A 21648-nucleotide genomic window follows, 5' to 3' on the forward strand; every position below is an offset into this window, starting at 1 on the left:
CGGCTTACGCCCGCGTGGCCGGGAGACAGGCATGGGCGCCGGGGCGGCGGCTGACTACTGCGGCCTTCTTCACCAGGGGCTGACGCCGTCGTTGTCGAGGAAGGTGCCGGTGGGGCCATCGGGGCCGAACAGTGCGGCCTTGACGATGGGTGCGGCGCCCTGCTCGACGGTCTGGAAGCCCTGGCGGCGGTTGAGGTCGGTGGCGGTGGGGCCGGGGTCGACGACGTTGATGCGCAGGTTGGGGTAGGCGCGGGCGTACTGGATGGTCAGCATGGACACCGCCGCCTTGGAGACCGGGTAGGGCAGCAGGTTGGGTACGCGGGATTCGGCCCGTTCGGCGTCGTGAACGCGGCCGAAGGAGCCCAGGCCGCTGCCTACGTTGACGACGACACCCTTACTGCTGCGCTCAAGGAGCGGGAGGAAGGCGTGCAGCATACGGACGATGCCGACGACATTGGTGTCCATAACGGCGGCCATGTCGGTTCCGGTGCACTCCCCGAGCGGTTGGGGCCCGCCGGCGTTGATGCCGGCGTTGTTCACCAGGACATCGAGCCGGCCATGCTCGTCGGCGATGTGCGCGGCGGCGGCCCGTACCGAGTCCTCGTCGGTGACGTCCAGAACCAGCGGCAGGGCGCCCAAGTCCTTCGCGGCGCGCTGAGCGTTGCCACTGTTCCGGGCGGCGGTGAAGACCGTGTGACCGGCAGCGACGAGCTGGCGGGCGGTCTCATACCCCAGGCCCTTGTTCGCTCCGGTGATCAGCGTGATGGTCATGAAAGTGAGTGTGCGCCGCACCGCTGAGAGCAGCCAGAGAAGCTTCTTCCTGGTAACGGCAGTACCAGCCGGGGCCGTTGCTCATATGTGCCACGCAATGGGGCCCCACAGTCAACCTAGTGACCACGGCTGTACAGCAGCGCGGGTGCCTCTTTCTGGCCGTCTGCTCGCCGCATCTGGATGGTGCGTCGTCCGCTGGTCATGCCTGGCGTGAAGCCAGTTCCACGACAGTGATGTCCGAGGAGGCGCCGACTCGGACGGGCGGCCCCCAGGCTCCGGCGCCGCGCGTGACATACAGCTGGGTGTCGCCGTACCGCTCCAGGCCGGCGACGGTCGGGTTGTCCAGTTGGGCGACGAGGTTGCCGGGCCAGAGCTGGCCGCCATGGGTGTGGCCGGACAGTTGGAGGTCCACGCCATGTTCGACCGCTTGCTCGATCATCACCGGCTGGTGGGCCATCAGCACGGCCGCGCGGGCCGTGTCGCGGTCGCCGAGCGCCCGGGCGTAGTCGGGGGCGTCGGAGTGGTCCTCGCCGGAGATGTCATTCACGCCTGCGAGGTCGAATCCGGGCATCTCCACACGGGCGTTGCGCAGAGGGTGCACGCCCAACTCGCGTACCCGCTGTACCCACTCCTCGACACCGGAGTAGTACTCGTGGTTGCCGGTCACGAAGTACGAGCCGTGCCGGGCCCGCAGCCGGGCGAGCGGATCCGCCGCGCTGCCGAGGTCGGCGACCGACCCGTCGACGAGATCGCCGACGATGGCCACCAGATCCGGCTGGGTGGCGTTGATGGTGTCGACGATCCGCTGGGTATGGGCCCGTCCCAGGATGGGTCCGAGGTGGATGTCACTGACGACGGCGATCCGGTAGCTGTGCGCAGAGCGCGGAAGCTTGGCGAGCGGCACGGTGATCCGCTTGACGCCCGGCCCGGAAAAAACGTCGGCCATGCCGTATCCGACTGTCGCGACGGCCGCCGCGGTGGCTGCCCCGCCGACGATCCGGGAGACGAAGAGCCGACGAGTCACCCCAGAGGTCCGCGGAACCTCGTCGTCTTCCCGGCTCTCCTGGCCAGATCCGCCCCCGGAAGCGCCAGGCATGCTGGTGGCATCAATGGGAACGGGCGCCGGGGCATCCGGATCTGTGAGGGTGAGCGTGCGCCCGACGCTCTCGGCAGGAGGTGGAGGCGCGGCCGTCTCCGGATGAGCGGTGGCCGCTCCCGGGGACATGCGGCCCTGACCGGTCGCCTCGCGTCGGTCATGAGCACGCAGCAGCAGCGGCCGGATCACCTCGCCCACAGCTAGGGCGAGCACCAGATACAGCAGTAGGGCCAGCCATAGAAAGCCCGGCCATGCCAGCAGCCGCTGGAGCCAGAACGGTGCGCCCGCCTGGCCCGCGCTCAGCGCGCCAAGCGAGAGCACCGGCAGGACGACCGCGGCGACCGTACCCGCACGCCGTACCGCACTTCCGCGAGCCGTCACATCGCGCACCAGCCGACGCCATACGTACCAGTGCATCCCGGCGTACAGGACGACAACCACCATCACTACCAGCAGCACGACCAGCACGATCCGTTTTCCCCTGTCAGTTCTGTACACAGCGCTGCGAGGCGTAAGGCACAGCCCGGTGACACCCGCCATCGCCCTCGAAAGACGGACAGACGGCATGCCATGACCTACGAGTCTGCGGGACACCGCCGACAGAACGCCAGGGACGCTTTTTCCTGGTAATGCCAGTACCAGGCTGTTCACCCGTCGGGCTGCGACGATGGGCCCATGAATACCTCTGGTGAGCTGGGCACCATCCTGCGGGTATGGCGCGAACGGCTGACACCAAAGATGACGGGTCTGCCGGCGAACACGGCTCGGCGCACCAGCGGGCTGCGGCGCGAGGAGCTGGCTGTGCTCGCCGGGGTGTCGGTGGACTACATCGTGCGTCTGGAGCAGGGCCGGGCCTCCGCGCCGTCCGCACAGGTGTGTGCCGCACTCGCCCGCGCGCTGCAGCTGAGCGACACCGAGCAGGAACACCTGTTCCGCCTGGCCGGCCACGCCACGGTTACGGGCCGTATCAGCCGCCTGGTGCCGGAAAGCATCCGGCGACTGGTGGACCGCACCAGCGACCGGCCTGTCGCCGTCTTCGACGCTATGTGGACCCTCCTGCTGTGGAATCCGCTGTGGGCGGCCCTCATGGGGGACCCCTCCCAGCTTCGGGAGACGGAGCGCAACGTCCTGTGGCTGCACTTCGTCGGGCTCTCCCCCTGCCACATCCGCAAGTCCTCGGGCACCGAGGGATTCGACACCTCCATGGTCGCCGACCTGCGCCGCAGCGCCGGCCGCTACCCCGACGACCCCCAACTGCGCCAGCTCGTCACACGACTGGGCGAGGAGAGCGGCCGGTTCAGCGAACTCTGGCAGCGCCACGAGATCGCCGAACACGGTCCGACCGTCAAAAGCATCGCCCACCCCGATGTAGGGCGCCTCGACCTGGACTGCGACGTCCTCACCACCCAGCGCGGCGACCTGCGCATCGTCATGTACACCGCTGAACCCGGCAGCGAATCCGAGGGCAAACTCGCCCTGCTTGCCACCATCGGCATCCAGCACATGATCACCGGGGCCACCCGGTAGCCGCCAGGGATCGGTGCGTCACCTACTACGCATGAACACCAAGCAGTGATCGTGACCTCAAGGCCGAACAACCCGAGGCGGCCGTTGTTTAGAGGGCGTCTGAAAAGCCGGTCAGCGAGCTGGTCTTGCGAGGCGTCGCACAAGGAGCATGGCCATGGTGAGGTAGATGACGTTCTCCGAACACACACGCAGGTACTCGTAGTCCTTTGACAGACGGCGGCACCGTCCCAGCCAAGCGATCGTCCGTTCTACCACCCAACGTCGCGGGACCACCGCGAAGAGAGGCACGTCCGGAGGCGGTGTCCCTGCCTTCGCCCAGGTCGAGCGGAATCCTCCGTCGCGGCGCTGCACGACCTGCACGGTGATGCCGGTGACTTCCCTGGCCCAGGCATGGAAGTCGGAGCCGCGGTACCCCTGGTCCGCCCACACGTACCGAAGGCGCGGGAAGGCATCGGCAGCCTGGGAGAACAGCACCGCGGCGCCGTCGCGATCGCCGACGCTCGCCGGGCTCACGCAGGCCACCAGGACGGTGCCGCGGGTATCGACGAGCAAATGCCGCTTGATGCCGCTGACCTTCTTGCCGCCGTCGTACCCGTGCAGGCCACCGCGTTCGCTGGCCCGCACGCTCTGACTGTCCACGATGGCCGCGCTGGGAGTGGGATCACGGCCGACCTTCACCCGCTCGCGCTCGCGCAGCGCCGTCAGCATCCGCTCCCACACGCCTTCTTGCTGCCAGAGCCGCCAGTAGTGGTAGACGGTCTGCCACGGCGGCAGATCATGCGGCAGCAATCGCCAAGCGCAGCCGGCTCGCAGCCAGTACACCAGCGCGTTGAGAATCTCCCGCCGTGCGTGTTTCGCTGGTCGTCCACCGGGCTTGACCGCCGGGACCAGCGGACGAAGGATCTCCCACTCCGAATCGGACAGATCAGTCGAATAACGGGTACGCAACCCACACACCCCAGCCCCCGAAAGTGCGCACCACCCCGCTACGAGGCAACCTGCCCGCTGACCGGCTTTTCAGACGCCCTCTAAGAAGTCATCTCATTTGGTGAGTCTGCGGTAGCAGATGAGGGTGCAGGCGATGCTGGTGAAGGCGAGGAAGTGGTCGGCTTTGCGTTCGTAGCGGCGATGGAGGCGGCGGCAGCCGGCGAGCCAGGCCATGGTGCGTTCGATGGTCCAGTGATGGCGGCCGAGCCGCCCGGAGGACTCGACTCCCTTGCGGGCGATGCGGTGGGTGATGCCTCGCTCGCGTAACCATCGCCGCAGGTGAGCGTAGTCGTAGCCCTTGTCCGCGTGAAGCTTGCCGGGCTTGCGCCGTCGTCGGCCACGGCGCGAGCGGATCGGCGGGATGCCCTTCACGAGAGGGATCAGGGCCTGGCTGTCGTGCAGGTGCGCCGCCGAGATGCCGACGGAGATGGGCAGACCCGACCGTTCCGTGACCAGGTGGATCTTCGAGCCGTACTTACCCCGGTCGACAGGATTCGGACCCGTCAGGTCCCCCTTTTCATAGCACGCATGTTCACCGAGTCGATCGCGCACCGCGACCAGTCCAGCTCTCCGCGGGCACCGAGCTCGTCGAGGACCAGGCGGTGGAGTTTGGCCCACACCCTGGCCTTCGACCACTCCGAGAACCGCCGGTGGGCCGTCGCCCCGGACGGGCCGAACGACGCGGAAGGAAGCTGCTGCCAGGTACAACCCGACGTGGCCACGAACACGATCGCGGCCAGCACCTCCCGGTCGCCGTACCGACGCCGGCCACCACCCTGCGGCCGCGATGGCGCCTCCGGTACCACCCGCTGGAACAACTCCCACAACTCATCCGGCACCAGCCGCTCAACGATCCCCACCACGACCAACAGACTACCGAGCCAGCCAAATGAGATGACTTCTAAGACCGTGTCCTACATGGTCAGTTTGAGGAGCCGTTTGTAGCAGCAGAGTGCGGCTGCGAGGCCGAGAAAGGCCAGGTAGTTGCGGAGATGGCGTTCGTATCGATGGTTGAGCCGGTGATAGCCGGTCAGCCAGGACATGGTCCGTTCGATCACCCACCGGCGGCGTCCGAGGCGTTCGGAGGACTCGATGCCTTTGCGCGCGATGCGGACGCCGATGCGTTTGCCCCATAGCCATTTCCGCAGTTCAGGGATGTCGTAGGCCTTGTCGGCGTGCAGGCGTTGAGGCTTGGAATCGGCCGCGTGGAGTTCGTGTCCCATGTGGAAATGAGACAGCATCGGCTTCAGAGCCTGGCTGTCGTGGGTGTTGGCCGCGGAGAGTCCGACGCGTAGGGGCAGGCCGGCCGCGTCGGACAGGACATGCATCTTGGAACCCGGCTTGCCTCGGTCCACGGGGCTCGGACCTGCAAGTTCGCCCCTTTTTTAGCGCGGACATGAGCGGAGTTGAGGACCGCCCGGGACAGGTCGACCAGACCGTGGCCGTCCAGGAGCTCGAGCACCTTCTGGTGCAGCCGGCCCCAGACCCCGGCGCGGGACCAGATCAGGAACCGGCGGTGCACGGTCGACTTCGACGCCCCGAAGCACGGTGGCAGGGCCCGCCATGCGCATCCGCTGACGAGCACGTAGATGATCGCGGCGAACACCGCCTCATCATCGATGTTCGCAACCCCGCCGCCTTGCGGTCGCACGCGAGCGGGCGGGATCAGCGGCTCCGCGATCTCCCACAATCCGTCCGGAACGATCCATCCCCACCGTCCACTCCCCATGACCAGCACAACGGATAACCAGCCATATAGGACACGGTCTTAGAAGGGTGGTCGAACGTGCCGGGAGCCCTGTTCTGCCGGGGCTGACCTGCGGATACGCGCCTGGCGGGCAAATCGGCCCTGGAGGGGGCAATGGAGGGGCCCGTGGAGGGGGCCTGCGGGGGGACCTGGTCGACGCCGCCGGCGGGCGCCTGGTCGTCGGCGTCGTGCGGTTCGCGGGCGAGGTCGGGCGTGAAGTCAGCGGGCACGGTTTCCTCGATTCCTCCGGCCTGCCGGCCGGGTCGGCGGTCGTCCGGCCCGCACGCCGATGTGCGCACGAGCCGGAGCCACCGTGAGGAAGCACCCCTTGACCGCGGTCTAACGGCCACCGGAGACACGCGCCCGACTCCTCCTTGACCGCCCCTTGCAGCCCGAGTTTGTCCGTGACCGGAGTCACGCTCGGCTCCCTGTCCCCCGGCGGGCTGACAGCAAGGGCGAAACTCCGCCCGTACCGGGAGATGTGCTCTAGCGTGAGCGCTCCCGTCACCCGCTTGGCAGAGGAGTTGAAGGTGCCCGAGGCCTGGATCGGCCCGCGCCGCTACGCGACGAAGAAGGCCCGCCAAGAGGCCGTGCAAGGGATCCTGGGTCGCTACGGCCTCGGGCAGGTCGTCGACCAGGAGGACGATGACCTGCTGCTGCGGGACCTGCTGGACATGCACCCCGACGCGGCGGACAAGGTCGGCCCCGGGGTGGACTGCTTCCGAATCATCCCCACCCCGCGCGGTCATCACAAAGGCCCGGAGGCGGTCCTGGTCGACGGCAGCAAGGTCGCCTTCTCGTACCAGAAGTGCCTGGACGCACCCACGCACCGGCAGCGCGTGCTGGCCGCAATGCGTACCGAGATCCAACCGCAGGTCAACACCTACTACGAGTCCCGCAAGGCATCCCACACGCTCGTGTCCGACGAGAGCGGCCAGCCCCTGGCCCCCGATGACACGCACGTCTCCTACTTCCGCGGTCCGCGCTTCCACGACATCGCGATGGAGTTCGTCCAGGCCGCCGGCGGCTTCGATGCCGTCGACCTGACCGCAGAGACGGCGCGGGGCTTGGCCCTGTTCACCGACCGTGCCCTGGCGGAGCGCTGGCACGCCCACCACCAGGAGCACGCCGTGCTCGGGCTGCTGTCGGCCAAGGAGAACCTGCACCGCCCGCACGTGTAGCACGCCACACGCACCGGATGTCCGGGGCGGTGGCACGGGAGTGCGGACCAGCGCGCGCACGGTGCGTTGAGTTGCGTGCGATGTAACGCCCCCCACCCGGTGGAGCGCATCGAGTGGACTCCACCCGCACCCGGTGGCCCCCACTCTCCACTCGGTGCACCGGTGCGTCTGATGAACCGCACCGGTGCGCTCGATGGAACGCACCGCGCGCCGGATGCCGGGATGTCCTGCGCTCCCCCACCGGATGGAGCGCACCGAGTGGAGTCCACCCGATGCGCTCCACTGAGTGACTCTGTCGGGAATCTTGAAAAGTACAACTGGGTGATCTTGTCGGTGCGTCAGGCTCTGGGGCGAACGGTTGGTACAAGAGCCGGAGGAACCCGAGATGAGTGTCCGCCCCCGCCCCGGAGCCGAGATCCCCGAGCCGACCGCGCGGGTGGCTCGCGCGGCCAACCCCAAGGGCACCGCCGCGATGTGGGTCCGCGACCGCCTCGACGGCCTGTGGAGCGACGAGGACTTCATCGCCTGGTACCCCCGCGATGGACGCCCCGGGCTCTCGCCCGCGCAGCTGGCCACCGTCTGTGTACTGCAGTTTCTGCACAACCTGTCCGACCGACAGGCCGCCGAGGCTGTGCGCTGTCGTATCGATTTCAAGTACGCCCTGGTGCGCCACGAGGCGCCACTACCCCGAGCGGGGGTGAAAGGACCCCGCCGCTGGCCTGTCGCAGCAGGCTAGTGCAGCTGAGGGCAGCCTGACCACGGAGACGCGTGGGAGGGCGGCAAGCAGCCCTGACAAAGTCGGGACGCACTGGCACTGCCAGGCGGTGCGGGTCCGGCAAGCGAGACGAGAAGCCGTACGAGAGGAACGAGTGTTCGAAGCCCCGTAATACTTGAACCGGCTCCAATCTGGCGGATATGGGCCGGGACGCAGTGCACGCCACCGAACGTCTGGTGGCGACTCCGAAGCCGGTTAATGGTGCTGGTGAGGAGGCCATGCTGAAGGTCTGCGGCGTAGGCATGGCGAAGCTGCCGGGGCACAGCTGGGCGGCTCACTCGACGATCGGGTGGTGGTGAACGTGGGAAGCGGTCAGGTGTCGCCCTTCCCGTCCGGCAGCCAGCTGGGCGGAGGGCAGGTTCGTCGTCGGCTGACGACACCGGGCCGTGGCGGAGTCCTCGTAGTAGTCCGAGCGCGCGAGAGGCGCGTACATGGCGAAGGGGGACAGCAAGTCAGTGGTGGAAGGACTGGAAGGCCAGGAGGTTTTCGTCGGTGAATACCGACGAGCTGGAGTACGTCCTCACAAGGGCGGAACGCCGGGTACTGGAGATCCAGACCAAGCTGCACCATTGGGCCCGCGAGGATTCTCATCGCAGGTTCGATGACCTGTTCAACCTCGTCTCCGATCCTGCGTTTTTGCTGGTCGCGTGGGTTCGGGTGCGGGGCAACAAGGGGGCCCGCACGGCCGGAGTGGACGGCGAGACCGTCTACTACGTGGAGACTGTGCGGGGCGTCGAGGGCTTCCTCGACAGGCTGCGGGCTTCGATCAAGGACCGTAGTTTCTGCCCTCTCCCGGTCCGGGAACGGATGATCCCCAAGGCGGGCGGGAAGCTACGCCGTCTTGGGATCGCGACCGCGACCGACAGGGTGGTGCAGGCGTCCCTGAAGCTGGTGCTGGAGCCGATCTTCGAGGCGGAGTTCCTCCCGTGCTCCTACGGGTTCCGTCCGAACCACCGGGCCCATGACGCGGTGGCCGAGGTCCGCCACCTCACTTCCCACTCCTACGAGTGGATCGTGGAGGGCGATATCAAAGCCTGCTTCGACGAGATCTCACACACGGCCCTGATGGACCGGGTGCGTAATCGTGTCGGGGACAAACGCGTCTTGGCCCTGGTGAAGGCGTTCCTGAAGTCCGGAATCCTCGGTGAGGACCGCGTACTTCGGGAGAGCAACACCGGAACCCCGCAGGGGTCGATCCTCTCCCCGTTGCTCAGCAACGTGGCCCTCTCAGTCCTGGACGAGCACGTGGCCAGGGGCCCGGGAGGTCCAGCGAGCACCTTCAATGACCGGCAAAAGCGCCGACGTCGCGGACTGCCGAATTACCGGCTTATCCGCTACGCCGACGACTGGTGCCTGGTCGTGTCGGGCACCCGTGCCGACGCGGAGGCGCTCAAGGAAGAGATCGCCGGGGTCCTATCGACGATGGGCTTGCGTCTGTCGCCGGAGAAGACCCTGATCACCCATATCGACGAGGGCCTCGACTTTCTCGGCTGGCGCATCCAGCGTCACCGCAAGCGAGGCACCAACAAGCACTACGTCTACACCTACCCCGCCCGAAAGGCCCTCGCGGCCGTGACGGCGAAGGTCAAGACACAGTGCCGCAAGACAGGCACCGACCTGCCGTTCGACACCCTGCTCATCTGTCTCAACCGGATGCTGCGGGGCTGGTGCGCCTACTTCCGGCCGGGAGTGTCGAGCACAGCCTTCCAGTACCTGAGCTCGTATACCTGGGGCCGGGTCATCTGGTGGCTGCGGCGAAAGCACCCCCATATGAACTGGAAGGACCTCCGTCGTCGGTTCTGCGGCGGGGGTTGGTGGCCGGCCAGCGAGGAACGGGAACTGTTCAACCCGGCGAAGGTAGGCACCACTCGCTACCGATACCGGGGGTCAGTCATCCCCTCCCCATGGCCGATCACAGGATGAGACAAACCCTCAAGGAAACCGAGGGACTTGTGGAGCGCCCGTTGCGTTGAGAGGCGCACGGCGGGTGCGGGAAGCGGTCCGGAGAAACGGGCCGGTCGAAAGACCGGTACCGCGCTCCGGGCCGACTTCACGCCACGGAGCTGGACGATCCCGGCTTCCACCACAGCGTCCTGGGTGACTTCCGTGACCGGCTCGCCGAGGACGGCCGCGCCGACCGTCTGCTTGACCTCGCAGTGCAACGGCTGAAGGAAGCCGACTTGGTCAAGGCCCGCGGTCGGCAGCGCACCGACTCCACCCACGTCCTGTCGGCCGCCCGGGTGTTGACGCGGCTGGAACTGGTGAGCGAGGCGGTCCGCACCGTGCTGGAGGAGCTGGCCCGCACCGCGCCAGAGATCCTGGACGAGGTGGTGACGGCAGAGTGGGGCGAACGCTATGGGCGGCAGGTGCGCATGCACAGCCAGCCCAGAGGCCCTGTCGCTCGGCTCACCCAGGTCGGCGTCGATGGCCGGGCACTCCTCGAACGTGTCCGCGCCCGCTTCCCAGGTGCCATCCCGAGAACGGCGGAGGTCTTGCGTCAGATCTTGGTGCAGCATTTCCTCACCGACGCGCGCGGCAGGTTCAGGCCACGCACCGAGCGCGACGGGCGTCCGCCCTCCCGGATCCGCATCGAGTCGCCGTACGACATCGAGGCCCGCTGGGTGCGCCGCGGCCATACGCGCTGGACTGGCTACCCACGTGCACCTCACCGAGACCTGCGACGAGCAGCGCGTGAATGTGATCACGGACGTGGCCACGATGGTCTCCGCCGCCGACAGCCAGGCCCTGCCCGGCATCCATGCCCGGCTCAAGCGGCGCCGACTGCTGCCCGCCCAGCACCTGGTCGACGGCGGCTACACCTCCGTCGCCCTGCTGGATGCCTCCGCCCGCACCTACAAGATCGACCTTGTCGGGCCGCTCGGTGAAAGCAACTCCCGGCAGCGCAATGCCGAAGACGGGTTCGCCCGGGAGAACTTCATCATCGACTTCGAGCGCCGCGAGGTCACCTGCCCCAACGGCAAGGTCAGCGGCAACTGGAACGAGCTTCCGTCCATGGCCCCCTTCACGGTGGTGCGGTTCGACAAGCGCCAGTGCGGCCCGTGTCCCGAGCGGACCTCGTGCACCAGCGGCACAGCCCGGACAGTGAACTTCCTCTCCCGCCACCTGCACGAACTCCAGGCCCGCCATCGCGCCGACCAGCAGGACCCCGCCTGGCGCAGGCTCTACGCCCTCCGCTCCGGCACCGAGGGCACCGTCGAGGAGTTCGCCGGCGGCCACCGGGCGCGGCACTGCCGCTACCGCGGCCGGACCAAGACTCAATACCGGGAAGTTTAGGTTCGCCATCGTCGTGTTCGGTCGGTGGCTGTCGTGATGGTGAGGGTGATCTCCGCGTTGGGGATCGGGCTGTTCTTCCTGCTCGGGCTGTAGGCGAAGGTCGAGATCGGGCGTTTGACGCGGCGGGGCTGGATCCGGGTTGGGCGGTGCTGCGGGGCCAGCTCCCGGGGGTTCAGGATGGCGTGATGGATCACGGGGGTCGGCCGGCGCCCCTGGCGCCTCATCGTTCCAGTTGCGGTGATCACTGTGTTGCGGGCAGTCCGGATGGTGACGGCCAGAGAGATCCGGGAGGGAGCGATCCTGGCTTGCAGGGCAGCGTCGACAACGATCTGCCGCGCGGCCTGATAGACAACGAGCAGACCGAACAGCTCCTGCTGTGCGTCATCGGTGTGGTGCGAGCGCAGCACGCGGTCCGACCCGCGCAGCGTGACCTTCAGTCCGAAGTACGCGGTCTCTGCCTGCCACCTGCGGTGATAGAGCTCGGCGAGTTCGGCCGCCGGGTAGCGCTGGTGGTCCAGCAGTGTGGTGAACAGCCGCAGGCTCGTGGCCGTCGTTGTGCTGTCAGCGGTGCGGACCGTCACCGTGGCCTCGATCACGCGGATGGCCACGCCGGAGATCTGCGGCGCGATCGTGCGCCGGTGACGGGTCCACCGGCGCAGACGATCGCGCTCGTTGATCCCTGTGGACATCGACAGGTAGGTGCCTTCGGGAAGAGCGTGCAGTACCGGTGGCTGCAGGTCGGCACTCATCCGCCACAACAGTTGCGCTCCGGTGGCCGCGGCCGACCGGGCCAGCGCGAAACCCTTGCTGCCGCGGTCGGCCAGCAGCAGCATTCCTGGTTTCAGTGTCCGGCAGAGCACCGTGCACTGGGACTCCTCGGACTGGGTCCACGGCCCCAGCACCGCGTCGACCAACGCCCGGGTCCCGCATTCGACCAGTGCGGACAGCCTGATCATGGGGAATCCGCAGACCCCGTTGCGGCCGGCGGCCCGGCCGCAATACGACCGGTTGGCCTCACTGTCCGCGACAAGGACGCCGGTGCTGTCCCAGGCCACCGTCCGCAGCCCCTTCCACCACGATCCGGCCGCGTCCTTGGCCGCTACCGCCCCCTTCACCTGGTCGAACAGCACGGACAGCGGGGCCGAGCCGAGCCGGCGTCGAGCCTGACGCAGGGCCGCTGCGGACGGGTCCACGTCCGGCATGCCCGGCGCGGCGACCAGCGCGGCCCACACACCCCGATACCCGCACTCGCCGAACAGAGCCATGGCCAGCACGAAATACACGACCACCCGCGACGGCAGCTTCCGCACACGCGACTGCACCCGCCCGGTCTGTGCCAGCACGGCGTCCACCAGCGACGGCGTGACGATTTGCGTCAACTCCCCCAAGTGCCCGGCCGCAAAAGCCTTTCCACCAGCATCGTCGGGTGCGGGCATGCCAGAATGAATCAACGGGGCTCCTCGTAGTAACGGTGTCTTGGTCGACTTCCGTCCTACTCGGAGCCCCGCCCTTCTACATCAACTTCCCCGAACCGCTTGACAGCAGCCCCTGACTGCAAACTTCCCGGTATTGGACCAAGACTCACGTCCAGCACGTCCTGACCGCGATCGCGATCAACGTCGAACGCCTCAGCCAGCAGGAACCCGCCGACTCCTCGTACCGACCCCGACCACCCACCGCGTTCCAGCAGTACCTCAAGGCCCACGATCTGCCCCGACCACTGTGGTGGCGCCAAGGCAAGTGATCATGGCGTCCAAGATTCCCGACAGAGTCGCTCAATGCCGATGTTCATGTATGGGCCGTCATCGGATCGGAGTGCTGGTGGAAGATTCGCCACTGACCATGTTCTTGCCGAAATGCAAGGGTGAGCCGCCGGTGCTGGGATTGCGGCTCGTTCGGGGCGTCCTGGTTGATGATGGTCTCTTCCCTTACGAGCACGGCCAGGTCACCGGACACGGTGGCTAGGACGTCGCGGCAGGTGAAGGAGCCCTTCCAGGTGGCGAAGTGGTCGGCTGCCCACTCGATGCGCTGGGAGACGTCGGCCCAGCCGGTGATGATGCCGCCGTAGGCTCCCATGAGGCAGACGTCGTCTCTGCGGGACCACAGGGATCGGTAGGCCGTGCCGTCTCCGCGGACAAAGTCGTGGACGGCCGATTCCAAGGATTGCAGGGTGGCGTCCCATGCGTCAGACATCGGTGCCTCCCGGTGCGGTGGCGACATGGTGGGTCTGTTGCAGTTGGGTGGCGGAAAACAGGGTGAGTGCGGTGACGGTCGGGTGGCGCCACAGGACGGAGGCGGAGAGGGCCAGTCCGGTTATGGCGTTGAGGTTGTTGCGGATTGCCAGGCTCATGACCGAGTCGACGCCATAGTCGGGCAGTGGCCGTTCGTCGTCGAGGTCATCGTCTGGGATGCCGGTCACCTTCCTGATTACCTGGCGGACCGTTCCGCGCAGGCTGCTGCGCAACTGGGTGGGGTCCATGTGGGCGTATGGGGTAGAGCCGACGGTACTGGTGGTGGGTGCCGTGTTCGGGTAAGTGAGTCCTTGGAGTAGGGGGGAGACGGTGGCACCGGAGGGCAGTGGCCGCAGCGGCATCACTACCTGATAAGGGCTCATACGACGGGCAGCATAGCCCCAGGCCATGAAGGCTTGGTGGGGCGAGATCGTACCTACGGAACGGGAGCGGAGTTCGGCTTCGACTGCTGGGTTGTCACCCATCCCCAGCGACCTCCAGGACGTCCAGGCCAGGCTGAGGGTGTCGTCGCTGAAGCGGGCACGCAGGTGCGCCAGAGCATCCAGGCAGGCGTTGGCGGCACCGTAGGCGCTCTGGCCCGGAATGCCGAGCAGATGCCCACACGAGGAGAACAGCGCGAAGAAGTCGACACTGCCGGGCGGGAACAGCTCGTGCAGCACCATCGCGCCGCCGACCTTCGCTTTCAGGGTGCTCTGAAAAGCGTCGAGGGTTGTTGCGCGCAGCAGTTGTCCGTCCGCGAACCCCGCAGCGTGCACGATACCTCGGATCGGGGGCAGGCCGGTGTGCGCGGTGTCGAGCAGCGCGGAGCATTGTGCGGCGTCGGTGATGTCGAGGGCTGGGGTGTGCACGGTCGCGCCGAGTTCTTCGAGGCGCCGCACCGTCTGGATCTTCTCCTGCATGGCCTCGGTGACGGGAATGTCCCACTGGTGACGGGGCGGCAGCCCGGTACGGGAGGCGAGGATGAGGCGCCGCGCTCCGCGGTCGGCGAGCCACAGGGCCACTTCACGGCCGAGTGCGCCCAGGCCGCCGGTGATGAGGTAGGTGCCGTCGGGGCGGCAGCCAAGTTCGGGTCGGGTGGCTGAGGTGGATGCTGGTGCCAGGCGAGGGCGCAGGATCTGTGCCCCGTCCAGGCTGATCAGAGGTTCGGGCAGGATACGGCAGCCGAGCAGGTGCAGGAGGGTGGTTGCTTGCTGTTCAGGCTGGCGAAGGTCGAGGTCGATCAGGCCCGCCCATAGGTCGGGTTCTTCTTCGGCGGCTACGCGTGCCATGCCCCACAAGGCCGCCTGCCCCACTGAGTTGGTTGCTTCCGCTGTACGGACACCGCAGGTCATGGCCCAGATGCGGGGCCGGTGGTCGGCCGGCCAGGACGCCACGGCTTGCACCGTGCGTGCCATGAGTTCCGAGGCCCGGCAGGCCAGCGTGAGGGGATCCGTCGTGGTGTCTGTCGGTGGCGCTACGACCACGGCTGGGTGCTGGTGCCGGCACACGGGCTTACGGAGGGCGGTGGGTGAGGTGACGTAGTGCCGCTGCACCCCAAAGGCATCGAATGCGTCAAGAGCACGCCGGACGCTTTGGTTGCTGCCCACCATCGTGACGCAGGTCGGTGGTCGCTCCGCCGGGCTCGGCGTGTCCGTGGCTTGCCACTGCAGGGCGTGCACCATGTGTGGGATCTCGGCGCTGTCCTCGGGCTCCACCGGGTCGCAGCGCAGCCCATCGATCCACCCCACCACCTGACCTTCGGGTGTGCTGACAAGGATGTCGACGGTGGGGCGTCTGTCGCCCCTGCGCAAGGTGAGGATCACTCGCTGGGATGGCTGGCTCGTCAACCGGATGTGCCGGGCGCGTGAGGGCATGCGCAGCCGGGCGTCGTCGGCGTGCAGCATGATGGCGAGGGTGAGTGCCGCGTCCAGCACCTCAGCACGGTGGGGCACAGCCTGCGCCGGACACAGGGTGACCTGGGCTTGGACCTCCTGCTCGGACTGGTGCAGCTGCTCCACCTTCCAGGCGAACGCCATCCCGTCCACTCCGCGGTCACGCAGCAGCTGCTGCACCGTGTCGACGGGGACAGGGTGTCCTGGGGTCTCTTGGGCGAGATGCACGGTGCGCGCCTGGTACGCGATACCGGCCGTGGTGTGTGTGAGCCAGCCCTCGAGAGCAGCGGGGGACGGCGCAGGCAGCCGCGAGCTCAGGCTCAGGGTTGTCGATGTCGCGTTGACTTGCACTTCACGTGCTGGATTCAGCGCGAGCGGAACGCGGAAGTCCACCGAGTGGAGGCCGATGACTCCGCTGCCGGTGGCTTCCTCTGCGGCACAGAGCAAGGTGTGCGCGAGCACTGCGGCCGGCACAATCTCAGTCCCGTGGATCTGGTGCTGCTGCGGGTATGGCTTCGTGGCTTCATCGAGGTAGGTGCGCCATACAGTCGTGCCAGCCACTATATCCTTGCCGCCCAACAGGCAATGGTTCGCCACGTCGTGCAGCCGCGCTGACGCGGCTGTGGGCGGCGGGATAAGGCGCCAGAAGGGCCGGTGGCGCCAGGCGCGGGGCGGCAAGCTGATGAGCTTGCCCAGATGCGCGAGACGCTCGGTCTGCAGCGGGACCTGCGCGCAGTACAGCGCGGCCACTGCGGAGATGACCTGCGCCTGTTCAGGCTGGTTGCGACGCAGCGTCGGCTGGACAAGAACATTCTGGGTGCCTAGCGACTCCAGAGTCTGTGCGATCGAGTGGCTGACCACGGGGTGCGGTGCGACCTCGAGGAAAACCGTGTATCCGTCGTCCGCCGCGGCTTGCACCGCCGAGGCTAGTCGCACGGGGTTGCGCAGGTTGTCGGCCCAGTAGTCGCCGTCCAAGTGGTGGCGGCCCTGTGGCTCTCGTGCCGTGCTGTACAGAGGTGTGTGCGGGAGGGTCGGAGAGAGGTCGTCCAGCCCCGCGCCTAGCTCGCGGGCCGATGCTTCCATGGCCGCACTGTGGAAGGGGGTGTCGCTCGCGACGGCCCGCACAGCATGCCCCTCGGCCCGCCATCGGCCCGCAGCAGCGGTCACCTCCTTCAGGCTGCCGGAGACCACCGTCGAGTCGGGTGAAGCCTCAATGGCCGCGTCAATACCGCACTTACTCTGCAACGATTGCTGAACCTTAGCGAAAGGAAGATCGACCATGGCCATGGCGCCTGTGCCGCCATGGGGACTGATCAGTTTCGACCGACGGCAGATCAGCCGCGCGCCCTCTTCCAGAGTGAGCGCTCCCGCAGTTACCGCTGCGGCGATCTCACCGACAGAATGCCCGACGACGGCTGCGGGACGGGCGCCGTAATCACGCAAAGTGGCCGCGAGCCCGACCTGTACCGCAAAGATCAGAGCCTGAATGTGCCCCACATCGGTCGGGTCGTGACGGTTATTCAGTGATTCAAGGACGCTGTATCCAGCCTCAGCCTTGTAGATAGGATTCAATTGCTGAATCGTCTTAGCGAACGCAGGCTCCTGGCGCAGCAGTTCTGCACCCATACCCGTCCATTGGGAGCCGTGCCCGGAAAACACCCAGACTGCGCCCCGGTCAGCGTGCGGCAGACACCGCCCCTCGGCCGATTCGGCGCCCACCTGCTGCTGCGCAATGCCGCGCAGGCCGATGATCAGTTCGCTGCGGGTTTCCGCGCCCACCGCCGCACGGCAGGGTAGATGAGCCCTGCCGCGCATCAGCGTGTGTGCGACATCATCCAGATTCACGTCATCGGCTTGCTCGAGCCAGTCGGCCAAGGACTGGCAGGTGGCACGCACGCCCTCTGGGTCCCGACCGGAGACGGCAAAGAACTGCTTAGTAAGTTCGTTGCGGCTGGGGGAAACAGCCAGGTGTGTGGGGTCGGCTTCGGGAGCTTCCTCGAGTACCAGGTGTGCGATCGTTCCACCGTATCCGAAGCCGGATACAGCAGCCCGCCGCGGAGCCATAGAAGGCCGTGGCCAGGACATCAATTCAGTGGGTAAGCGCAGGCCGTTGCGGCCCCAGGGGATGGCGGGATTCGGTGCCATCGGGCCGCGGACGGGAACCCTGACACGATGCTGCAGAGAAAGCACCGCAGCAATGACACTCACCACCCCCGCACCCGCCTCTAAATGCCCCACATGCGACTTGACCGCACCGATGAGGCACGGCTCCTCGGAGGGGCGTCCGGCACCGAGCACATCAGCAAGCGCTCGAGCCTCGACCGGATCACCGGCACGGGTTCCCGTACCGTGTGCCTCGACATAGCCAATGGATAGAGGATCGATGCCGCTGTCAGCATAGACCCGCTGCAGTAACGCCGCTTGAGCCTCGCCGCTCGGCTCCATAATTCCGTTGGTCCGCCCGTCCTGCGCAACTGCGCCAGCACAGATCACCGCCAGCACACGGTCCCCGTCCCGCTGCGCATCACTCAGCCGCTTGAGGACCAGCACTGCGGCGCCCTCTCCCCGGCCATACCCGTTCGCATTCTCATCAAAGGGGCGCGAACGGCCATCAGGGGACAGCGCACCGGCCATCTGCAACGTCAGAGTGGGACCCGGTGCGGTGGCAACATTGACGCCACCGACTAACATCGCCTCCGCCTCCCCGGCCTTCAGCGCCTGACAGGCCATATGGACAGCGACCAACGACGCCGAGCAGGCCGTGTCAATGGCCAATGACGGGCCCCGCAGATCCAGCGCGTACGAGACCCGGTTCGCCGCCGCACATGCTGCAGCACCGATACCGTTCCACGGCTCCATCCCCGGTAGATCCTCCAGCAGAAGCCGCCCGTAGTCGCTCGGCCCGATACCGACGTACACCCCTACCCCGCGCCCGGCCAGCTGCTCCGGTGGGATACCGGCGTCCTCCAGCGCCTCCCAGGCGGTCTCCAACAACAACCGATGCTGCGGATCCATGCTCTCGGCCTCGCGGGGGGAGACACCAAAGAACGATGCGTCAAACCCCGCAACATCGTCCAAGAACGCTCCTCGCCGCCAGGTACGGGCGACCCCGGCAGAGTGGGCCGGACTCGCTGCGGCATATGGCGCGAACCTGCCCTCAGGCACAAGCCCCACCACGTCCCTGCCTGTGCTCATGACCTGCCACAGGTCATCCGCCGACCGAACACCACCCGCCAACCGCAGGCCCATCCCTACGATGGCAACAGACTCGCCCCTGCCTGCCAACCCATCCTTGACCTCAGCCATCGGTCCTCCCCTTTCATTGGGCTTATTTCCTTTGGAAGGGCGAGCCGCTCAGGACGAACCCTTGCAGGCATGGTCAGAGCGCGGCCGGCCCGGTGTGGTGTGCGGACTCGGCTTTGGACTTTCGTGCCGTATTTCTCACGTTGTCGCAAGGCAGCAGACGCGTATATAGCCCCTCCGGGGGGGGCGCACACCCCCCCCGGAGGGCGCACACCCCGCCCGCCTGTTCACACCCGAGCGTCTGTTCACTTGAGGTTTCCCCGAGATGCGAAACATGTTGACTGCGGGTCAGATGGTTCTCATGAGAGGAACATCGACCATGGCTGCTCCCAGGAAGTACTCCAAGGCCACGGAGTTACTGACTTCGGCCTGTCAAGGTGGGGCTGGTGTGTCGAGGGTCAGGCCGGTGCCGGCTATGAAGCCGTCGAGAGTGTGGGGTCGGTACTGGAGGCGTTTAACCTCGAACTTTCATGACGGTCCTCCAGTGGTCGGGTGGCCCGAGGGAGTCTCACCCCCGGGATCCCACAGAGTGAAGTAGGCCGCCGACGAGGTGCCCATGGTGTGGGTCCTTTTCCGACGGCCCCTTCCCGAACCGGACAGGCCAGTTTCCCGGCATCCGGCTCTCCAGTGATCATTTCCGTGGTGGTGCGGTGCCTCGTCCGGCATGGGTGTCCTCGTGGCAGCGGCGGCAGATCACCAGGGTCTTGCGCCGTCGCATTGCCATCAGGTGCATCCATGCGGGCCGGCCGGCACAAGGACCCAGACCGCGAACCCCGACCTCGTCGCCGGGCGACCTACACCCGCCCGCACGGAGTCCGGCACCTGTTCGCCGCCTATGACCTCACCAAGAACCAGCTCTACGGGCACATCAAGAAGACCAAGAACAGGTCGAAGTTCCTCGAGTTCTGCCGCTACCTGCGCTCCCTGCACCCACTGGACATGCGCATCACAATCGTCTGCGACAACTACTCACCGCACCTGACGACAAAGCGCTGCCAGCGGGTCGCGACGTGGGCGGCGGCGAACAACGTGGAGATCGCCTACACACCGACCAACAGCTCCTGGCTCAACCGGATCGAGGCCCAGTTCACCGCCCTGCGCTACTTCGCACTCGGCGGCACCGACCACGCCAGCCACAAAGACCAGGGCAGCATGATCCGCCGCTACATCATCTGCGGAACAAGCACACCGCTGTCGGCGTACACCACAATGTGCGCAGGCGGGTACAGCCGAACGGGCTCTGTCGCTGATCTTGTGACGCAAGGCCCGCTTGATCGTTTCGGATGAGTGTGCGGTTCAGGGGGTTTGCAGAAGGTCTTGCCGCATCTGGCGGACGTGGTGATCGAGTCGGTGCACCAAAGCATGGACATGGTCGTGTTGCGTACGCGTTCTCGTACGCGCTCGGCGCGATGTCCGCAGTGTGGGCGGCGGTCAGTCCGAATACACGGCCGGTACGGACGGCGTCTTGGAGACGCCCCGTTGGGCGGGGTGCCGGTCGTGATCGTGTTGCTGATCCGGCGATTCAAGTGCCTGACGGCTGACTGTCCGGCAGTCACCTTTGCCGAGCAGATCCCCGGCCTGACCCGCCCGCATGCCCGGTACACGCCGGTGCTGCGGGACCTGCTGGCCCGCGTCGCCCAAGCACTGGCTGGCCGTCCCGGAGCACGGCTCGCCCGCAGACTCGGCATGACCGCGGCCAAGGACACCCTGCTGAGGCTGTTGCGGACCGCCGCGCTGGACGAGTCAGGTCCAGTGCGGGTCCTTGGCGTTGATGAGTTCGCATTGCTCAAGGGGCATACCTACGCCACCCTGTTGGTCGATCTCGAAGCCCGTCGGCCGATCGATGTGCTGCCCGGGCGTGAGGCCGAGCCGGTGGTTCGGTGGCTGGCCGGTCACCCGGAAGTGGAGATCGTCTGCAGAGACCGGGCCTCTGCCTACGCCGAGGCCGCCAAGCAGGCCGCCCCTCAGGCAGTCCAGGTCGCTGATGCCTGGCACCTGTGGAACAACTTGGCGAAGGCCGTGGAGAAGACCGTCACCAGCCACTACGGCTGCATTCCTTCCGCTCACGCCGCAGTGCATCAGTCAGTGAAACCGCAGCCGCCGTCGGAGCCGGACGGAATGCTCGATGTCCGCGGTCGGCCGCGCCGCATCGTCGCCACCATCCGCGAACGCCACGGCGCGGTTCACGGACTCCTCGCCCAGGGCCGTTCCCTTCGCGGCATCAGCCGCGACCTGGACCTGGACTACTACGCCGTCCGCCGCTATGCACGAACAGCAAACGTAGAGGAGCTGCTGGTCAAGGTCACCCAGCGCCGGACCCTGCTGGACGACTACAAGCCATACATCTACCAGCGTTTCGTCCAGGGATGCCGCAACGCGAGCCAACTCTTCCGGGAAGTGCGCGATCAGGGCTTCCCCGGTGACAGGAGCGTGGTCAACTCCTATGTCCGCCTGCTGAAGCAGGGCACCATCACCGCATCTCCACCCCCAGCGCTGCCAAAACCCAGGCGGGCCCTGCGCTGGATCACGACCCGCCCCGAGCATCTGCGGCCCGAAGGCGTCCTGGGCCTGAAGGAGATCCGGGCAGCCTGCCCCGAACTCGACGCGACCGTCGAGCATGTCCGAGCCTTCGGATCGCTGATGCGCGAACACCGTGGCGAAGACCTCAACGAACGGATCGAGCAGGTCAGACGACACGATCTGCCAGCTCTGCGGCAGTTCGCCGACGGACTCAAGCTCAGCTTGACGTTTATCCAGCTCTGCTGCTTGTGAGGGTTGCCGTGAGGTCCGGTTGGCCCTGTTTTCCGACGGTGCGTTCGCGTGCACGGTGCTTGTTCTTCATGC

15 protein-coding genes and 3 pseudogenes are annotated in these 21648 nt (G+C 67.0%); 7 read left to right on the forward strand and 11 right to left on the reverse strand.

Features of this window, described 5'->3' with window-relative positions; genetic code table 11:
• Nucleotides 1–69: 69 nt before the first annotated feature.
• Both ABD374_RS33875 and ABD374_RS33880 read right to left on the reverse strand, forming a co-directional pair.
• The gene (locus tag ABD374_RS33875) at nucleotides 70–771 is read right to left on the reverse strand and encodes an SDR family NAD(P)-dependent oxidoreductase (protein WP_344500877.1); all 702 of its coding nucleotides are present in this window, start codon (nucleotides 769–771) and stop codon (nucleotides 70–72) included.
• A gap of 199 nt (nucleotides 772–970) precedes the next feature.
• On the reverse strand, nucleotides 971–2332 hold the full coding sequence (locus ABD374_RS33880) for a metallophosphoesterase (RefSeq protein ID WP_344500899.1): 1362 nt from the start codon (nucleotides 2330–2332) through the stop codon (nucleotides 971–973).
• 210 nt (nucleotides 2333–2542) lie between these two features.
• On the opposite strand from ABD374_RS33880, the gene ABD374_RS33885 reads away from it, so the two are divergent.
• On the forward strand, nucleotides 2543–3394 hold the full coding sequence (locus ABD374_RS33885; RefSeq protein WP_344500879.1) for a helix-turn-helix transcriptional regulator: 852 nt from the start codon (nucleotides 2543–2545) through the stop codon (nucleotides 3392–3394).
• A 111-nt stretch (nucleotides 3395–3505) separates the two neighbouring features.
• Here the strand turns inward: ABD374_RS33885 and ABD374_RS33890 are convergent, their stop codons facing one another.
• The 3 genes from ABD374_RS33890 to ABD374_RS33900 all read right to left on the reverse strand — a co-directional run bounded on the left by ABD374_RS33890 (nucleotide 3506) and on the right by ABD374_RS33900 (nucleotide 6110).
• Nucleotides 3506–4342: an IS5 family transposase gene (locus ABD374_RS33890; RefSeq protein WP_344500881.1), complete on the reverse strand. Its 837-nt coding sequence runs from the start codon at nucleotides 4340–4342 to the stop codon at nucleotides 3506–3508.
• 93 nt (nucleotides 4343–4435) lie between these two features.
• A protein-coding gene (locus ABD374_RS33895) for an IS5 family transposase (protein ID WP_344500901.1) occupies nucleotides 4436–5235 on the reverse strand; the annotation gives its coding sequence in 2 pieces (ribosomal slippage) (nucleotides 4436–4897 and nucleotides 4900–5235; 798 coding nt in all).
• A gap of 60 nt (nucleotides 5236–5295) precedes the next feature.
• Nucleotides 5296–6110, reverse strand: a protein-coding gene (locus ABD374_RS33900; protein ID WP_344500903.1) for an IS5 family transposase whose coding sequence is annotated in 2 segments (ribosomal slippage) — nucleotides 5296–5762 and nucleotides 5762–6110 — 816 coding nt in all. Because the reading frame shifts where the segments join, the coding sequence is not laid out codon by codon here.
• 530 nt (nucleotides 6111–6640) lie between these two features.
• Here ABD374_RS33900 and ABD374_RS33905 point away from each other — a divergent pair.
• Both ABD374_RS33905 and ABD374_RS33910 read left to right on the forward strand, forming a co-directional pair.
• The gene (locus ABD374_RS33905) at nucleotides 6641–7309 is read left to right on the forward strand and encodes a DUF3223 domain-containing protein (protein WP_344500883.1); all 669 of its coding nucleotides are present in this window, start codon (nucleotides 6641–6643) and stop codon (nucleotides 7307–7309) included.
• A 385-nt stretch (nucleotides 7310–7694) separates the two neighbouring features.
• Nucleotides 7695–7973: pseudogene (locus tag ABD374_RS33910) on the forward strand (transposase); the annotation flags it as partial.
• A 385-nt stretch (nucleotides 7974–8358) separates the two neighbouring features.
• On the opposite strand, the gene ABD374_RS33915 reads toward ABD374_RS33910, so the two are convergent.
• A complete protein-coding gene (locus tag ABD374_RS33915; RefSeq protein WP_344500885.1) occupies nucleotides 8359–8517 on the reverse strand; it encodes a hypothetical protein in 159 nt (52 codons plus the stop codon).
• A 59-nt stretch (nucleotides 8518–8576) separates the two neighbouring features.
• Between ABD374_RS33915 and ltrA the strand changes: the two genes are divergently transcribed.
• Nucleotides 8577–10007 (forward strand): group II intron reverse transcriptase/maturase, encoded by a 1431-nt coding sequence (gene ltrA / locus ABD374_RS33920; RefSeq protein WP_344500887.1) that lies wholly within the window; start codon nucleotides 8577–8579, stop codon nucleotides 10005–10007.
• Nucleotides 10008–10742: 735 nt separating this feature from the next.
• Nucleotides 10743–11378, forward strand: coding sequence for a transposase (locus tag ABD374_RS33925; RefSeq protein WP_344500889.1), 636 nt, complete (start codon nucleotides 10743–10745; stop codon nucleotides 11376–11378).
• On the opposite strand, the gene ABD374_RS33930 is transcribed toward ABD374_RS33925, so the two are convergent.
• From ABD374_RS33930 to ABD374_RS34865, 5 genes and pseudogenes are all read right to left on the reverse strand, one after another.
• On the reverse strand, nucleotides 11375–12814 hold the full coding sequence (locus ABD374_RS33930; RefSeq protein WP_344500891.1) for an IS4 family transposase: 1440 nt from the start codon (nucleotides 12812–12814) through the stop codon (nucleotides 11375–11377). The two genes, ABD374_RS33925 and ABD374_RS33930, sit on opposite strands and share 4 nt — an antisense overlap.
• Before the next feature lie 352 nt (nucleotides 12815–13166).
• Nucleotides 13167–13571, reverse strand: a complete 405-nt coding sequence (locus ABD374_RS33935) for a YybH family protein (protein WP_344500893.1) — start codon at nucleotides 13569–13571, stop codon at nucleotides 13167–13169.
• Nucleotides 13564–18807 carry a type I polyketide synthase gene (locus ABD374_RS33940; protein WP_344500895.1) on the reverse strand — a complete coding sequence of 1748 codons (5244 nt, stop codon included), beginning with the start codon at nucleotides 18805–18807 and terminating at the stop codon, nucleotides 13564–13566. The genes ABD374_RS33935 and ABD374_RS33940 overlap by 8 nt, the downstream gene beginning before the upstream one ends.
• A 369-nt stretch (nucleotides 18808–19176) precedes the next feature.
• Nucleotides 19177–19263: pseudogene (locus tag ABD374_RS34860) on the reverse strand (transposase); the annotation flags it as partial.
• A gap of 172 nt (nucleotides 19264–19435) precedes the next feature.
• Nucleotides 19436–19537 carry a hypothetical protein gene (locus ABD374_RS34865; protein WP_425577426.1) on the reverse strand — a complete coding sequence of 34 codons (102 nt, stop codon included), beginning with the start codon at nucleotides 19535–19537 and terminating at the stop codon, nucleotides 19436–19438.
• 5 nt (nucleotides 19538–19542) lie between these two features.
• Between ABD374_RS34865 and ABD374_RS33945 the strand changes: the two are divergent.
• Together ABD374_RS33945 and ABD374_RS33950 are read left to right on the forward strand one after the other, a co-directional pair.
• Nucleotides 19543–20054, forward strand: a pseudogene (locus ABD374_RS33945) (transposase); the annotation flags it as partial.
• Between the two features lie 118 nt (nucleotides 20055–20172).
• Entirely contained in the window at nucleotides 20173–21576 is a 1404-nt protein-coding gene (locus tag ABD374_RS33950) for an ISL3 family transposase (protein WP_344500905.1), read from the forward strand.
• Nucleotides 21577–21648 lie beyond the last annotated feature (72 nt).

Source organism: Streptomyces enissocaesilis, assembly GCF_039533765.1.
In the GTDB taxonomy this organism is placed as follows: domain Bacteria; phylum Actinomycetota; class Actinomycetes; order Streptomycetales; family Streptomycetaceae; genus Streptomyces; species Streptomyces enissocaesilis.

Excerpts from the sequence above, each read along its gene's own strand:
- ABD374_RS33875 (WP_344500877.1), bottom strand. The coding sequence starts at position 771 with ATGACCATCACGCTGATCACCGGAGCGAACAAGGGCCTGGGGTATGAG.
- ABD374_RS33885 (WP_344500879.1), top strand. The coding sequence starts at position 2,543 with ATGAATACCTCTGGTGAGCTGGGCACCATCCTGCGGGTATGGCGCGAA.
- ABD374_RS33915 (WP_344500885.1), bottom strand. The coding sequence starts at position 8,517 with ATGTACGCGCCTCTCGCGCGCTCGGACTACTACGAGGACTCCGCCACG.
- ABD374_RS33930 (WP_344500891.1), bottom strand. The coding sequence starts at position 12,814 with ATGCCCGCACCCGACGATGCTGGTGGAAAGGCTTTTGCGGCCGGGCAC.
- ABD374_RS33935 (WP_344500893.1), bottom strand. The coding sequence starts at position 13,571 with ATGTCTGACGCATGGGACGCCACCCTGCAATCCTTGGAATCGGCCGTC.
- ABD374_RS33940 (WP_344500895.1), bottom strand. The coding sequence starts at position 18,807 with ATGGCTGAGGTCAAGGATGGGTTGGCAGGCAGGGGCGAGTCTGTTGCC.
- ABD374_RS34865 (WP_425577426.1), bottom strand. The coding sequence starts at position 19,537 with ATGCACCTGATGGCAATGCGACGGCGCAAGACCCTGGTGATCTGCCGC.
- ABD374_RS33950 (WP_344500905.1), top strand. The coding sequence starts at position 20,173 with ATGGTCGTGTTGCGTACGCGTTCTCGTACGCGCTCGGCGCGATGTCCG.